We start from the raw sequence: 15659 nt of genomic DNA on the forward strand, positions 1-15659 counted from the left end.
ATCATGGCATCTCGCGACGTCGTCACCTACGAAACGCCCCTGACGAAGCTCATCCGCATCCTCTCGGTCGTCTTTCTGGCACTCTACCTTGTCTGGACGCTGCTGCCCTTCTTCATCATGTTCGTCTCCTCGTTCAAGGATCTCTTGGCAGCCTTCAAGCTGCCGGCGGTCGGCGACTGGTCCGGCATCGGGGTGTTCTTCGACTTCACCCCGACGCTGAAGCATTATCGCAGTCTCTTCGAGGACAATGCCTTCGGCACCTACACCATGAACAGCCTGATCGCGGCCGGCGGTTCGGCCGTCATCTCGGTGATCTTCGGCTCGCTTGCCGCCTACTCGCTGTCGCGGGTCGATTTCCGGGGCAAGTCAGACCTGTTCTTCTGGATCATCTCGACCCGCATGGCGCCCGTCGTTGCCGTCATGGTGCCGCTCTATTCCATCTTCCGGTCGCTGGAGCTGGTCGGCACCCTGCCCGGCCTGATCCTCGCCTACACCACCTTCAACCTGCCCTTCGCCATCTGGATCCTCAAAGGCTTCTTCGACAACGTGCCATACGCCATCGAAGAGGCGCAGATGGTGGACGGCGCGACGCGCTTCCAGGCCTTCCGCTCGATCCTGCCGCTGGTCGCACCGGGCATCGGCGCCTTCATCGTGCTCTGCATCCTGTTTGCATGGAACGACTTCCTCTTTGCCGCCATCATCGGCTCGGGCGGTGCCAAGACCCTGCCCGTCGCCACGCGCGAACTGGTGCAGCCGCAGAACATCCAGTGGGGCGCGATCATGGCCGCGGGCGTGATCACGACGCTTCCCATGATGGCGCTCGGTCTCGTCATCCGCAAATACCTCGTCACCGGCCTCACCATGGGCGCCGTCAAGGAATGAAAATGTCGGCCGCCGGCCGCGGGAGGGCGGGCGTGCCACATCCATCGGGAGAACTGAAATGGCTTCTGTGAATATCCGCAACGTCTGGAAGTATTACGGCGACGTGCCGGCGGTGAAGAACCTGAACATCACCTGCCCCGACGGCAGCTTCGTCTCCATTCTCGGTCCGTCGGGCTGCGGCAAGTCCTCCACCATGCGCATGATCGCCGGCCTCGAGCACATCAGTGCAGGCGACATCCACTTCGACGACCTGCGCATCAACGATCTCGCGCCGAAGGATCGCGACGTCGCGATGGTGTTCGAAAACTATGCGCTCTATCCGCACAAGTCGGTTTACGAGAACATCGCAAACCCGCTGCGCCTGCGTGGCGCGACGGATGCCACGATCCGCGAGCGGGTCAACGGCGCTGCCAAGCTCCTGGAGATCGCCCATCTCCTGGAACGCCGGCCGCACGAGCTGTCGGGCGGCCAGAAGCAACGCGTCGCCATCGGCCGCGCCATCGTGCGCGAACCGAAGCTGTTCCTCTTCGACGAGCCGATCGCGCACCTCGACGCCAAGCTCAGGGCGCATATGCGCGGTGAAATCAAGCATCTCCAGCGCACCCTGGGCACCACGATGATCTACGTGACCCATGACCAGCTGGAAGCTCTTTCGATGGCCGACTACATCGCCGTCATGCATGATGGCGAGCTGCAGCAGTGGGGCACACCGTCGGAGATCTTCAACAATCCGGTCAATGCCTGGGTTGCCGGCTTCGTCGGCGAACCCGCGATGAACTTCCTGACCTGCGACATCGTCGCGGCCGGCTCCGACGTCAGCCTGCGGCACGCCAATTTCGACATTCCGCTTCTTTCGAACCAGATCACGCAGCTCAACGGTTCGTCGAAGGGTGGTGCGGCGCGCATGGGCGTGCGGCCCGATGCGCTTTCCATCAGCATGGAAAAGCCGGAGGACAAGGCCATTCGCGGCCAGATCTTCGTCAACGAACTGCTGGGCGGCGACATGCTGGTCGATGTCTCGCTCGACGACTGCCGCATCCGGGTCAAGACGACGCCGGACTTTCCCGGCAAGCCGGGAGAGACCTGCTACGTCACCGTCAATCGCAGCAAGTGGCACGTCTTCGATGCCAAGGATGGCCATGCCTACTTCTGAAACAGCAGACGAGGCCGCGTACCGCGCGGCAATCCGGGATTTCGTCGATTGCCACGTGCCCGCACGCGGTACCCTCGGCGTCGTCCAGGCCTACCGCGCGGTGCAGGCCTTCCCCTACCGGTCGGTTGCCGACCGGCGGCCGCTGACGGCACTGCGCAACAAGGAGGGCGCCTGCACGGCCAAGCACATGGTTCTGCGCGACGTGCTGCGCGCCATTGGCGAAACGGCGGTGGTGGAGATCGTGGAAGGGGATTTCGCCTCGGGGCTGCCGGTGCATGACAGCATGAGCCCGGCGCTTCAGACCATGATCCGCGACGGTGGCGTGATCGACATGCACTGCCGGGTGCGTCTCGACGATCCGAAGTCGGGTTCGGTGCGTCACCTCGACGCCACCTTTCCGCCGGCACTCGTGCGCTTCGGCTTTACCGTCGACCGGGACTGGTGGGGCGATGGCGACACGGCGCAGGCGATCCCGAAGGTCACCGTACGTTCTGAGGAGGAGGACGTGCTGGGCGAGAAGGAGCGCCTGCTTTCGCATCTGGATCAAGACACCACCGCGCGGCGGAAGGAATTTCTGCGCCTGCTGACGGAATGGCTGGCGGGCATCGACATGCATTAGCCCGGCAGCTGCCGGGCACCGCGAAAACAGTGACATGCGGTTCACGGCGGGAGGCCGGAAACCGCCAGGGAGGAGCAAGAAAATCATGTCGTCTGCGGCAAAGAGGGTATTCGTCGGCATTGACGCCGGAACGACCGGTTGCATGGTCATCATCTTCGATGAAAAGGGCAATGCCGTCGGGCAGGGCTACCAGGAATATACCTGCTCGTCACCGCAACCCGGCTGGATCGAGCAGGATCTGGACGAGGTGTGGAACGGCATTTGCGCAGCCACGCGCCAGGCCGTTGCCAAGGCAGACCTGCCCAGGGAGGCGTACCATTCGGTCGGCCTTTCCAGCCAGCGCGGCACCTTCGGCATCGTGGACGCCAACCGCGTGCCGCTGATGAACTCGCTCGTCTGGAACTGCGGTCGCGCGCTGAAGAGCGTGGAGGCGATCAGCGCCGTCTTCGGTGCCGACGAGCATCAGGACCATACGGGCATGGCGATCAGCCCCCTCTGGGCCGCGGCAAAGATCATCTGGCTGCGCGAGAACCGGCCGGAGCTCTTTGAAAAGACACGCTGGTTCGTCAATGGCCAGGAATTCTTCCTCGCCCGCATGGGGGCGGACGACTGGGCGACCGACCCGGCCTCGCTGACCCTGAACGGCATGATGGACGTGTCGAAGCTCGACTGGAGCGACCGGATCCTCGACGTGTGCGGCATCGGCCGGGATCGCCTGCCCCCGGTATCGACGCCGGCGACCCGTGTCGGTCGTCTGTCGCGCGCGGCGGCGGAGGCCACCGGACTTCCGGAGGGCATGATCCTTTGCCGGGGGGCGGGTGACCAGCAATGCGCGGCGATCGGCGCCGGCGTGATCAAGCAGGGCATGGCCGAATTCACGGTCGGCACCTCCGGCGTCATGGTCGCCCACCTTGATGATGTCAGCAAGATCAAGGGCCGCAAGTTGTGGTGGGGCGGTCACGGCGTTCCCGGCGCCTGGGACATCGAGGGCGGTGCGTTCTCGCTCGGCGCCAGCCTGCGCTGGTGGCGCGACAAGCTCGGCCGCAACGAGCTGGACGAGAGCTCACAGCGCGGGACCAGCCCCTATTCGATCATGGTCGAGCAGGCGGCGCGCTCCAAGCCCGGGGCGAACGGGGCGATGTTCCACTCCTTCATGGCGAGCCAGGTGACACCCTATTACGACGCCGTCGCGCGCGGCGGCTTCCTCGGCCTCGGCCTTTATCACGAGCGCCATGACCTGATCCGCGCGCTGCTGGAAGGCTGCGCCCACGAAATGAAGATGGTGTTCGACGCCTTCCAGTCCGACGTCGAGGGCGGGATCACCGACTTCCGCCTCACCGGCGGCGGCACGAAGTCGAACGGCTTCGCGCAGATCATGACCGACGTGATCGGCGTGCAGAGCACCGTCACGAAAGAGCGGGAATGCACCGCACTCGGCGCCGCCATTCTGGGCGCCTACGGGTCCGGCGCATTTTCGAGCATCAACGAGGCGGTCGGCGCCATGGTGCAGGTGGAAAGCACCTTCGAGCCGAACACCGGACTGCGAACGCTCTACGGCGAGCAGCATGCCATCTACCGCGGCATCTACGAGGCCATCGCCAAGTCCCGCCAGTATGCCGCGCTCAGCGAATTCTCGCAGAAATATCAATAATCACGTGTGAGAGAGGAGACACGACAATGCCAATCCCCGGTATTCGCGGCATGGAGCACATCGGCTTCACCGTGCCTGACATTGACGAGGCCTGCGACTTCTTCGAAAAGATCCTCGGCGCGACGGTTCTCTATACGGCTGCAAAGGATTTCCGCGCCGACGGCACCTGGATGTACGATCACCTCAACGTCGATCCGAGCTGCGTGATCAAGGAGTTCCGTTACGTCCGCCTCGGCAACGGCACCAACCTCGAGATCTTCCAGTACGAGGCGCCGGACCAGGCCAAGACGCCACCGAAGAACAGCGACATCGGCGGCCATCACCTTGCCTTCTACGTTGACGACATGGATGCGGCCATCGCCTTCCTGAAGGCCAACGGTGTGAAGGTGCTCGGCGAACCAACCTCCTACACGGAGGGGCCCAATCTCGGCCTGACCTGGTGCTACTTCATGGCCCCCTGGGGCATGCAGCTCGAAGTCGTCTCCGCACCGAAGGGTACCGTCTTCGACAATGAGGCCAAGGCTGCCGGCCGCATGCGGCTCTTCCATCCGGCCCACGTCGCCGAAACGGCCGTCTGATCTTTCCGGTCATCCGCAACAATCCTCCTCCGCCTTGATGGCGGAGGATCGGCCACGCGCATGGCCAACGGAGAGTGGCTGCCGTTCCGTGCGCAGAAGATCGGGGCAAGGAGACAGCATCATGCCATTGACAGTCATTGCGACGCTTCGCGCGAAACAGGGGCTCGAGCAGGCCCTTTTCGACGCTCTGAAGGCCCTGTTGGCCCCGACCCGCGCCGAGGCCGGATGCGTGATCTACGACATGCACCGCTCGACCGAGGAGCCCGGCACCTTCAAGTTCTTCGAGATCTGGGAGAGCCGGCCCCATTGGGAGGCGCACATGCAGACGCCGCATCTGACAGCCTTCGCCGCCCGGCAGGCCGAGCTTGCCGAAAGCTGGGAACTCTTTGTTGGTGAAAAGGTCGAAGCGCCATGAAAATTACCTTCTACGCCCATGCGAGCTTCCGGCTCGAAGCCGATGGCATCGCTATCGTCACGGATCCCTTCTCGCCGGAAAAATCCGGCTTCGATCCGATAAACGAACCGGCCGACATCGTGCTGATGAGCTCGGATACCGATGACTTCCACTCCGACCCGAGCCATGTCAGGGGCGATCCCGTCGTCATCAACACGCTCGCCTTGCCACCCGAGGGCAAGACCGTGAAAGGCGTTCCCGTCCGGCCCTTCCCGGCCACCGAGAGCCTGACCTTCGACTACCAGACAGAATATGGCCGCGATCCCGACGCCAATGCGCTCTACCTGTTTCGTCTCGGCGGTCTCGACGTGCTGCACATGGGCGATATCGGCACTGCCGTGCCGCAAGGCCATCTCGATGCCCTGAAGGGCAAGGTGGACCTGCTTCTGGCGCTGACCGGCGATCATGCCACCATCGCGCTGGCGGATCTCGACAGGGCAATCGCCGAGATCGGACCGCGCGCCGTCATCCCCATGCACTATTTCAGCCCTCGCGGCAGGCTGAAGATCGAGCCGGTCGAAAGCTTCCTTGCGCGTGTGCCGGCCGAAACCGTCACGCGCGTTGCAGGCGCCAGTGTCGAGATCGATCCGTCTCAGCTGCCGCCGCGCGGGGCGACGCCGAATATCTTCGTTCTCGAGCAGTCGCGCTGAGAGACAGCCCCATGACCGACCCTGCCCTGATCCCCACCCATGCCCGCAACATGCGCCTCATCGGCTGGAGCGATCAGGGAGGACGGCCCGACGGCGTGCAGCTGATGGTGCATCGCGGCTACGCCTATGTCGGCCACATCTTTTCGAAGGGATTCAGCATCATCGATGTGCGGGACCCGACACGGCCACGGCCGACCGGGTACATTGCCGCGCCGCCGAATACATGGACGCTGCATCTGCAGACCCATGACGATCTGCTTCTCGTGATCCACAACAAGGACATGTTCGCCCAGCCCGAGATGGCGGACGAGAAGGCCTACTACAAGGGTGCGGTCAGCAGCCACGCGAGGGCGGAGCTCTCCGGGCGCGACTGGTCCGCCGGCATGGCGGTCTACGACATTTCCGTGCCGGACAAGCCGCGCCAGATCGGCTTCATGCCGGTCGAAGGCGCCGGCCTGCACCGGATCTGGTATGTCGGCGGGCGCTGGGCCTATGCGTCCGCGCTGCTCGACGGCTTCACCGACTACATGCTGATCACCATCGACATGCAGAACCCGGAAAAGCCCCTTCTGGCCGGACGCTTCTGGCTGCCCGGCATGAATGCGGCTGCGGGTGAGACGCCGGACTGGCCGTTGCCGAACGGCCGTTTCGGCCTGCATCACCCGATCGTGCATGGCGACATCGCCTATTGCAGCTGGCGCGATGCCTGCCTCGCCATCGTTGATGTCTCCGACCGGCACGATCCCAAGCTGATCGCGCGGAAGGTCTGGTCTCCCCCCTTCGGCGGCGGCACGCACAATGCGCTTCCCCTTCCCGGCCGCGATCTTCTGGTCGTTGTCGATGAAACCGTGCTCGATCACCAGGAAGACGGCTTCAAGCCGGTCTGGATCTTCAACAATGCGGTCAGGGGAAACCCGATCAGCATTGCCACCTGCCCGCCGCCCGACGAGACCGACTATCTTGCCGTCGGCGGTCATTTCGGGCCTCACAACATCCACGAAAACCGCCCCGGGACGTTCATCAGCGAAGAGCTGATCTTCGTCACCTACCAGAATGCCGGCGTCAGGGCTTACGACATCAGAGACCCCTTCCGCCCGCGCGAGGCGGGAGCGATCGTTCCGCCCCCGCCGCGCCGCATGGTCGATCCGCGACCCAACAGGGCACCGGTCCTGCACAGCGCCGATGTCCATGTCGATCGCAATGGCCTTGTCTACTTCACCGACTTCAATGCCGGGCTCTGCATCGCCGAATACACGCCCGGCCCGTGAGACCCGGAGTGGCGCAAGGCGCGGTGATCCCGTGATCGAAGGAACCTGGAAGATGTTGCCTTGTCCATCGACACAGGCGGCTGGCGGTCCGGCGTCATCGGGTCTTGGCGGTGTCGTCGAGGTCAACGAGCGCCTCTGCGGCGTCGCCGTCAATAATCAGGCCGTTGACGACACCGCTTTTCAGCAGCCCTCTTGCGGCGGCGGCCTTCTCCTGCCCTGCAATCAGCAGGATCACGGGAATTTTCATCAGGTCCTCGAAGCCAAGCGCGATTGTTCTCCGGTTGAGATCGTGGTCGATCTGGTTGCCTGCATTGTCGAAGAAAATTCCGTTGGTGTCGCCGACCGCCCCGCATGCCCGAAGACTGTCCAGTTCCGAACGGGAGATCATGCCCTGGCGCCGCAGGAGCGAGCTTTCCGTCAACTCGCCTGCGCTGATGAAGCAAACGGCAGCCGACCGGGCGATCTCGAGGGCTTTGACCACCGAGCGCTGCGACAGGAGGACGGCCCTGTCTTCGATCGTATCCGCGATGAAGGGAACCGGCAGGAAGAAGCCTTCGCCGCCCGTGCGCCGCGCCAGAGCATGCACGACTTCGAAGGGATTGTAGGCGTTGTTTGCCGTCAGCGATCCCATGACGGAAATGAAGCGCGCGTGGGGCGCGCGCACGCCGGCAAGCTGAAGCGTCATCTGCTCGATCGTCCGGCCCCAGCCGGTTCCGATGGTGATCGGCTGCCCGTCCGAGAGAAGGGATTTCAAATGGTTGGCGGCGGCGACGCCGACAGCGCGGAAAGCAATCTGCTTTTGCGCGTCGCTCTCCACATCGCCGGCTTCCCGGAAGCCGAAGGCCGGAGTGGAGATGCAGAAATCGAGCCCGAAACGCTCGCGCAACCGGTCTTCCACGGGCAGCATGCCGACCCGTTGATGGTCGATGGAAATGCTGACCAATCCGCTGTCGCGCGCTTCGGACAGCATCTTGTTGACGCGCGCCCGGGTGATCCCGAGCCGTGTTGCCGTCTGTTCCTGGTTCAGTCCTCCCACGTAGTAGAACCACGCGGCGCGCACCATCAGGGCCTCTTCGCTATCCTGCATTCCATATCCCCCATCGATACAAATGTATTTCTATTTGACAATTGTATCGGCCTCAACATAGGTTTCGTCCATTCGCTGTCTAATGATCGCGAATGGAAAAGCGGGTCAATGTGGAGGGCCCGCATGCGGAGGAGAACGCAATGATCAAATTTCTGTCGCGGATGGCTGCTGCCACCGCCATGACACTTCTCATGGGCGCTGCCGGCGCCAGCGCCATGGACGTCGCCTGGGTCCATGCCAATGCAGCGGCGCAATCCGAACAGCGCGTGAAGGCCGGCTTCGACGCCTGGCTGAAGGAAAAGGGCAAGGACTGGAAGGTCAGCCTGCTCGACAGCGGCGGTTCGGGCGAGCGCACGGCATCCAACCTGCAGGACGCAGCCTCGCGCGGCGTGGATGCCATCGTCATCACCATGGCCGATCTGCGTGCATCGCGCGCCGCCCTCGATCAGGCCATTGCTGCCAAGATTCCGGTCTTTACCGTCGACAGCGGATACGTCACCGGCGTGATGGTCGACATCACGACGAACAACTGGGCCATGTCCTCGAGCGTTTCCCCCTATCTGCTGAACGAGCTCGGCGGAAAGGGCAACATCATCTTCCTGCGCATGGCCGAGCATCACGGCACCCGCAAGCGCGGCGACGTGATGGAGACGATCCTCAAGGAATATCCCGACATCAAGGTGCTGGCCGAGCACAACATCGACTACACCGCCTTCTTCGAAGACACGACATCCACCATGCAGGACTATGCCGCACGGTTCGGCGACCAGATCAATGCCGTCTGGGCGCCGTGGGATGAGCCGGCGCAGGCTGCGATCAATGCCCTGACGGCGGCAGGCTTGAAGAATGTGAAGGTCATCGGCATCGACGGACACCCCCAGGCCGTCGCAGAGGTCTGCAAGCCGGACAGCATGATGATCGCCACCGTCAGCCAGCCTTTCGAAAAGATGGGTGGACAGATCGGCGACTGGATCGAGGCGATCGTCGAGAAGAAGGAAGATCCGGCCAAGGTCATCCCTTCCAAGACGGTCTATCTCGACGCACCGCTCGTGACCAAGCAGAACTGCAAGGACTTCCTTCCGAAGTGATCTGAAGGCCGGTCCGGGCGAAGGCCTGGACCGGCTGTCATCCGAAGATGCGCAAGGAAAGGACGTCCATGTCCGTCAGTCTATCCGGAATCGTCATGCAGTACCCCGGTACGCGCGCGCTCGATGCCGTCTCCGTCGACTTTCGCTTCACCGAGGTCCACGGCCTGATCGGTGAAAACGGCGCGGGCAAGACGACACTCGTCAGCATTCTCGGCGGCAGCCGGCAGCCGACTGCGGGATCGATCACGATCGATGGCACGCCTGTCACCTTGCACAGCCCAGGCGATGCATTGCGCAAGGGTATCGCGCATGTCTCCCAGGAGGGTAGCCTCGTCCCGGGTTTGAGCGGAGCCCAGAATATCCTGCTTGGCGATGAACCCAAGCTGGGCTTCGGCATCATCAACAAGGCGAAACTGCGCCAGCGTGCCCGCGACCTTGCCAGCCGCTGGTTTCCGCAGTTGGAGATCGATCTGGATGCATCCGTGGAAAGCCTGCCCATGGCCGACCAGAAGGTCATCGAGATCGTCCGCGCGCTGCGCGGCGACATCCGTCTGCTCATTCTGGACGAACCGACCGCCACACTTCCCGCCCGCGAAAAGGAAAGTCTCTGGAGCATCATCCGGACCTTGCCCTCCAAGGGCGTCGGCATCGTTCTGATCAGCCACTTCCTTTCGGAGATCAAGGCGCTCAGCGATCGCGTGACGGTCCTGCGCGATGGCCGTCACGTCGCTACCCTTGCCGCGGCCGAGACCAGCGAGGCGCAACTGATCGACATGATGCTGCAGCGCGCTGGCAACGCCGAGGCGGCGATGACCGGGACCGTGGGCTCGGCAAGAACCGGCGAGACCGTTCTCGACATTCGCGACTGGAAGGCCGGCCATATCAGCGTCAGGGAGTTTTCGATCCGCGCCGGCGAAATCGTTGGTCTCATCGGCCTGACCGGCGCGGGGCACTTCGGCTTTGCCCGGACGCTTTACACGGGAACCGCTGCCACGGCCGGGACCTATCGTTTCCTCGGAGAGGATATGAAGCGGGTCGATGCGCGCACCATGCAGCGCAAGGGCGTCGCCTTCATTCCCGACCAGCGCATGGAAAACGCCCTGATCGGCGAGTGGGACGTGCGCGAGAACCTGGCGATGGTCCACCCCGGCCATGCGGCGGTGAGCGCCACCGGCGTGATTTCCCCGGCCCGGGAGGCGCGGGAGGCCAAGGCGATGATGTCGCTTCTCAATGTGAAGGCCCATTCGCACAGGCAGATGATCAAGGATCTGAGCGGCGGCAACAAGCAGAAGGTGTCCATCGGCAAGTGGCTCTACGGCGCCGGCGACCGCTATCGACTGATGATCTTCGTCGAACCCACGGAAGGTGTCGATATCGGCGCCAAGCGCGAGATCCACGCCCATTTGCGGCGGCTTGCAGCGCAAGGGGCAGCGGTCATCGTCGCCTCGTCCGATCTTCTTGAAATTGCCGCCGTCGCCGACCGCGTCATCCCCTTCGTCAATGGAGAGGCCGCTCCCGGCCTCGATCGTCCGGCCTTTTCCGAGGCACGATTCATTTCCGCCATGGCAGGAGTTTCCCCATGACCGCCAACTCCCCGGTCTCGTCCGGAACCGCCCGTCCGGGCGTCGCCCCTTCCGGCCCCGCGCGCCGCGACTGGATGCTGAAATACAGCACGCTGTTTGCCCTTGTGTTTCTCTTCCTCGGTTTTGCGCTGACGGTCGATCGCTTCCTCACCGCATCCAATCTGCTCAACATCATCCAGCAGATCTCGATGCTCACCATCGTCGGCGCGGGTCTCACCTTCGGCTTCGCGGCCCGCGAAATGGATCTCTCGGTCGGCTACATGGTCGGGCTTTCCGGAATCCTCGTGCCGCTGCTGCTGATTTCCGGCACGTCCCTTCCGCTTGCGCTTCTGGCAGGCATCGCTGCCGGCTTCGCCGTCGGTGCTGTCAATTCGGCACTGGTCACGCTCGTCGGCGTGCCCTCGCTGATCGCCACGCTTGCGACCGGATCAATCCTCTACGGCATGAACTTCCTGATGACGGGTGGCCGGGCCATCTATGGCGGCCTGCCCGAGGAATACCTGTTCCTGGGCCAGGGCCAGATATTCGGCATTCCGGTCCTTGCCTATTTCATGGCGGGCTTTGTCGCGCTCGCCTGGTTCCTGATGGAGCGCACGATTTTCGGCCGCTACATCTATGCGGTGGGCGGCAATCTGAAGGCCGCGGAACTGTCCGGCGTCAATGGCCGCTTCTACCGGGCGGCGGCGATGATCGTCTGCAGCGTGTTTGCCGGGATCGCCGGCGCGCTTCTTGCCGCACGTCTGGGATCCGGCCAACCGAACGCCGGGGAGCGCTACCTTCTGGACGGACTGGCCACCGTGTTCATCGGCATGACGATGTTCCGGCCTGGAACGGCGACGATCGCGGGCACCTTCTTCGGTGCGCTCTTCATCGGCGTCATCAACAATGGCCTCAACCTCATCGGCATGGACACCTACATCCAGAGCATCGTCAAAGGCCTCATCATCCTGGTCGCGGTAGCGATCGTTTCCCGCACCACAAAGCTCAAGCTTCTCTGAGATCGAGGACGGCAGACCCATGACCACCACACCCGAAGCGACAGGCCAAGCCAGGCCAACAGGCGCGCCATCCAATTCCAATCTGCTGGATCTCTACCGCACCATGCGGCGCATTCGCACCTTCGAAGAGCGCGTCGGCGAACTCTTCATTCGCGGCCAGTCGGCCGGGTCGATGCTCCATCTCTCGATCGGGGAGGAATCGACTGCGGCCGGCGTGTGCGATGCCATGCAGCCGCAGGATACCTTCACGACCCATCACCGTGGCCACGGCATCTTTCTGGCGCGCGGCGCCGACCCCCGGCAGATGATGGCCGAGATCGCCGGCAAGGAGACCGGCTACTGCAAGGGCAAGGGCGGATCCATGCATATCGCCGACATGGCGCTCGGACATCTGGGTGCCAACGCCATCGTCGGCGGCGGCATTCCGGCGGTCGTCGGAGCCGGCCTGTCGTCCAAGCGCTTGAAGAAGGAATCCGTCTCCATCGCGTTCTTCGGCGATGGCGCCATGCAGCAGGGTATCCTCTACGAGAGCATGAACATGGCCGCGCTCTGGGATCTGCCGGTGCTGTTCGTGTGCATCAACAACCAGTACGGCATGGGCACGCGCGTCGACCAGGCCACCCGCAACACGGCCTTCGACCAGCGTGCGAAGGCCTTTGGGCTCAACGGCGCCGTTGTGGACGGGCTGGACGTCGAGGCCGTGCAATCGGCCGCACGCTGGCTGATCGACGACGCACGGGCCGGCAAGCCGGGTTTTCTGTCGATCGATGTCTACCGCTTCTTCGGCCACGCGCGCATGGACAAGAGCCCCTACCGGCAGGAAGAGGAGGAACTGGAAGGCCGCAAGAAGGACCCCGTCCATTTTGCCCGTGATCGGCTGATCAAGACCGGCCTCGAAACGGAAGCGGCGCTCGATGACCTCGACAGGGCGATCGCCGTGGAGATGGACGCCACCATAGACTTTGCCGTTGAGTCGAAGGCCCCTCCGCTCACCTCGATGTTCCGCGATGTCTACGCGGTCGGCGAGCCGGAACCGGAGCCCGTCAGAACCCGGATCGACCGCGTACTTGCCAGGGATGAAGCATGATGACTGCGATGACCTACAGAGATGCGTTGCGCCAGGCACTGGACGACGCGATGACGCAAGACGAGTCGATCGTCGTCATCGGCGAGGAAGTGGGCCGCTACGGCGGCGCCTATGGCGTGACCAAGGATCTGATCAAGATTCACGGGGCGGACCGGCTGATCGACACGCCGATTTCGGAACCGGCCATCATCGGCACGGCGGTGGGTGCGGCCATGACGGGACTGCGCCCCGTTGCCGAGCTGATGTATATCGACTTTCTCGGCATGACCATGGACCAGCTCGCCAACCAGGCGGCGAAGATCCGCTACATGTTCGGCGGCCAGATCGGCGTTCCCATGGTGCTGCGCACCCAGGGCGGCACGGGACGGTCGGCCGGCGCCCAGCATTCCCAGAGCCTCGAAGCCTGGGTCATGCATACGCCGGGCCTGCGGCTGGCCATGCCCGCCACCGTGTCGGATGCCTACCATCTGCTGCGCCAGAGCCTGACCATGCCGGACCCGGTCGTCTTCATCGAACACAAGGCGCTCTATACCCGCAAGGAAGAGGTCGATCTGACCGCCGAACCCCTGCCCTGGGGCAAGGCCGCCGTTCGCCGCGAAGGCGGGGATCTCGTCATCGTCACCTATTCCCGTCAGGTTCACTATGCCCTCGAAGCCGCAGAAGCACTGTCGAAGAAGGGTATCGAGGCCACGGTCATCGATCTGCGCACCCTCAATCCCCTCGATTTCGACACGGTGCGCACCCATGTCGAGCGCGTCGGCAAGGCGATGGTGGTGACGGAAGCGGTCATGACGGCCGGCGTGGCGGCCGAGCTTTCGGCCCGCATTACCGAGGAATGTTTCGATTTCCTCGAACAGCCCGTGGTGCGCGTCGCCGGTGAGGATATCCCGATCTCCGTCTCGCAGGATCTGGAGACCAACAGCGTTCCGACCGCCGCCCTGATTGCCAGCACGGCCGAGAGAATGGTGCGATGACCCAGCGTATCCTCAAGATGCCTCGCCTCGGCGAGACGATGGAGGCGGGCAAGGTCGTTGGCTGGCTCATCAAGCCCGGCGATGCCTTCAAGCGTGGCGATCCGATCATCGAAATCGAGACGGACAAGACGATCGCCGAGTTTCCCGCACTCGGCGACGGGATCCTGCGAGAGGTGATCGCGGTCGCCGGGGACACTGTGCAGGTCGGCCAGCCGCTGGCCCACATCGAGATCGGCGGCGGCACGGACTGGACCGCCGGTGATGGCGACACGGCGACGCTAGAGGCGCCGGTAGAGGGGATGGTCGAGGTCGATCTGGCCATGCCGCGCCTTGGCGAGACCATGGAGGAAGGCCGCATTGCCAAATGGCTGAAAGCGCCGGGTGACCGGTTCGTGCGCGGCGAAGCGATCATCGAGATCGAGACGGACAAGACGATTGCGGAATATCCGGCTCTGGTCGAGGGACGGCTGGTGTCCATCCTGCGCGGCGATGGCGACATGGTGACGGTGGGTGATCCCATCGCCCGGATCGAGATCCCGGCATCGGACGGGCCGGGACCGGTCGCAGTCGATGAGAGTCCGCCGGAGGAAGCCGCAAGGGCCCTCCCCCACGCGCAAGCGCCCAAGTCCCGTCGCCTGGATGGAGGGCCGGTCCGCGCCACCCCGGTCGCACGCCGTCTGGCGCGCCGGCACGGGCTCGACATCAGGACAATCGCCGGCACGGGGCGGCGCGCGCGTGTCGAGCTCGCCGATGTGCAGACGGTCCTTTCCGGCACGCCGCAGGCGGCCGCGCCTGCGCCGGAGGGCGTGCGCCATGCGGGCCTTGCGCGCGGCCGGATGGCGTATCTCGATACCGGGCCGGCTGCCGGCAAGACCTTCATCCTGTTGCACGGCTTTGCGGGTGACCGAACGACGTGGGCCACGCTGGCGGCCGGTCTGAAGCGCGCCGGACACCGGGTCGTCATTCCCGATCTTCCGGGCCACGGACTGACGGAGATCGCGGCTTCCGGTGCCGCCGACCTTTCGGCGGATCTGCCGGATTTCGTGCGCCGCGTCGCGCCCGGCGGTCCTCTTCACGTCGTGGCGCATTCTCTCGGATGCGTGGCCGCTATCGATCTTGCCGCCATGGTACAGGAAAGGGTCTCATCCCTGACGCTTCTGGCGCCGGCCGGTCTCGGACCGGATATCGATGCAGACTTCATCCACGGTCTGGCAGGAGCTTCCGTGGCTGGGGAGGTGTCGCACCTGCTGCGTCGCCTGTCGGTCAATCCGGTGCAACTCTCCAGTCCTGTCCTTTCCGGTCTTGCGGCGGAGCTGGCCAAGGGGCGCCTGAAGGCGCTGGCCGCCGCCATAGCCGGTCCATCAGGGCAAAGGCTCGATATCATCGCGCAGCTCGAAAAACGAGCGGCCGCGACCCCGACACGCGTCATCTTCGGCCTCGAAGACCGCATCATTCCCTGGCAGCATGTGACCGCGGTGGCGCCGCGTGTTGCCCTCCATCTCCTGTCCCGCTCCGGTCATATGCCGCAATGGGATCAACCGGGCGACGTGCTCGACATCATTCTTTCAGCAAACGGGTGAGGTTTTT

15 protein-coding genes are annotated in these 15659 nt (G+C 63.9%); 14 read left to right on the forward strand and 1 reads right to left on the reverse strand.

The window, feature by feature from the left end; all coding sequences use genetic code 11:
* The first annotated feature begins 3 nt into the window (after positions 1 to 3).
* The 8 genes from ACED18_RS19185 to ACED18_RS19220 all read left to right on the forward strand — a co-directional run bounded on the left by ACED18_RS19185 (position 4) and on the right by ACED18_RS19220 (position 7255).
* Entirely contained in the window at positions 4 to 882 is an 879-nt protein-coding gene (locus tag ACED18_RS19185; protein WP_377295237.1) for a carbohydrate ABC transporter permease, read from the forward strand.
* 58 nt (positions 883 to 940) lie between these two features.
* Positions 941 to 2035, forward strand: a complete 1095-nt coding sequence (locus tag ACED18_RS19190) for an ABC transporter ATP-binding protein (protein WP_377295238.1) — start codon at positions 941 to 943, stop codon at positions 2033 to 2035.
* Positions 2022 to 2654 (forward strand): hypothetical protein, encoded by a 633-nt coding sequence (locus ACED18_RS19195; RefSeq protein ID WP_377295239.1) that lies wholly within the window; start codon positions 2022 to 2024, stop codon positions 2652 to 2654. The genes ACED18_RS19190 and ACED18_RS19195 overlap by 14 nt, the downstream gene beginning before the upstream one ends.
* 85 nt (positions 2655 to 2739) lie before the next feature.
* Positions 2740 to 4305, forward strand: a complete 1566-nt coding sequence (locus ACED18_RS19200; RefSeq protein ID WP_377295240.1) for an FGGY-family carbohydrate kinase — start codon at positions 2740 to 2742, stop codon at positions 4303 to 4305.
* Between the two features lie 26 nt (positions 4306 to 4331).
* The gene (locus tag ACED18_RS19205) at positions 4332 to 4883 is read left to right on the forward strand and encodes a VOC family protein (RefSeq protein WP_149740267.1); all 552 of its coding nucleotides are present in this window, start codon (positions 4332 to 4334) and stop codon (positions 4881 to 4883) included.
* 121 nt (positions 4884 to 5004) lie between these two features.
* Complete coding sequence (locus ACED18_RS19210; protein ID WP_377295241.1) at positions 5005 to 5298, forward strand: putative quinol monooxygenase; 294 nt, start codon at positions 5005 to 5007, stop codon at positions 5296 to 5298.
* Positions 5295 to 5987: an MBL fold metallo-hydrolase gene (locus tag ACED18_RS19215; RefSeq protein ID WP_377295242.1), complete on the forward strand. Its 693-nt coding sequence runs from the start codon at positions 5295 to 5297 to the stop codon at positions 5985 to 5987. The genes ACED18_RS19210 and ACED18_RS19215 overlap by 4 nt, the downstream gene beginning before the upstream one ends.
* 11 nt (positions 5988 to 5998) lie before the next feature.
* Complete coding sequence (locus tag ACED18_RS19220; protein WP_377295243.1) at positions 5999 to 7255, forward strand: LVIVD repeat-containing protein; 1257 nt, start codon at positions 5999 to 6001, stop codon at positions 7253 to 7255.
* Positions 7256 to 7349: 94 nt separating this feature from the next.
* Here ACED18_RS19220 and ACED18_RS19225 read toward each other — a convergent pair whose 3' ends face one another.
* Positions 7350 to 8342, reverse strand: a complete 993-nt coding sequence (locus ACED18_RS19225; protein WP_377295244.1) for a sugar-binding transcriptional regulator — start codon at positions 8340 to 8342, stop codon at positions 7350 to 7352.
* A 140-nt stretch (positions 8343 to 8482) separates the two neighbouring features.
* Between ACED18_RS19225 and ACED18_RS19230 the strand changes: the two genes are divergently transcribed.
* From ACED18_RS19230 to ACED18_RS19255, 6 genes are all read left to right on the forward strand, one after another.
* A complete protein-coding gene (locus ACED18_RS19230) occupies positions 8483 to 9430 on the forward strand; it encodes a sugar ABC transporter substrate-binding protein (RefSeq protein ID WP_377295245.1) in 948 nt (315 codons plus the stop codon).
* A 68-nt stretch (positions 9431 to 9498) separates the two neighbouring features.
* Complete coding sequence (locus ACED18_RS19235; RefSeq protein ID WP_377295246.1) at positions 9499 to 11013, forward strand: sugar ABC transporter ATP-binding protein; 1515 nt, start codon at positions 9499 to 9501, stop codon at positions 11011 to 11013.
* Positions 11010 to 12011 carry an ABC transporter permease gene (locus ACED18_RS19240; RefSeq protein ID WP_377295247.1) on the forward strand — a complete coding sequence of 334 codons (1002 nt, stop codon included), beginning with the start codon at positions 11010 to 11012 and terminating at the stop codon, positions 12009 to 12011. Before ACED18_RS19235 ends, ACED18_RS19240 begins: the two co-directional genes overlap by 4 nt.
* Before the next feature lie 19 nt (positions 12012 to 12030).
* Positions 12031 to 13098: a thiamine pyrophosphate-dependent dehydrogenase E1 component subunit alpha gene (locus ACED18_RS19245; RefSeq protein WP_377295248.1), complete on the forward strand. Its 1068-nt coding sequence runs from the start codon at positions 12031 to 12033 to the stop codon at positions 13096 to 13098.
* A gap of 8 nt (positions 13099 to 13106) precedes the next feature.
* On the forward strand, positions 13107 to 14072 hold the full coding sequence (locus ACED18_RS19250; RefSeq protein WP_377295249.1) for an alpha-ketoacid dehydrogenase subunit beta: 966 nt from the start codon (positions 13107 to 13109) through the stop codon (positions 14070 to 14072).
* A complete protein-coding gene (locus tag ACED18_RS19255) occupies positions 14069 to 15652 on the forward strand; it encodes an acetoin dehydrogenase dihydrolipoyllysine-residue acetyltransferase subunit (RefSeq protein ID WP_377295250.1) in 1584 nt (527 codons plus the stop codon). The genes ACED18_RS19250 and ACED18_RS19255 overlap by 4 nt, the downstream gene beginning before the upstream one ends.
* Positions 15653 to 15659: the final 7 nt, after the last annotated feature.

The organism is Rhizobium sp. SG2393, assembly GCF_042610495.1.
Lineage (GTDB): Bacteria > Pseudomonadota > Alphaproteobacteria > Rhizobiales > Rhizobiaceae > RU20A.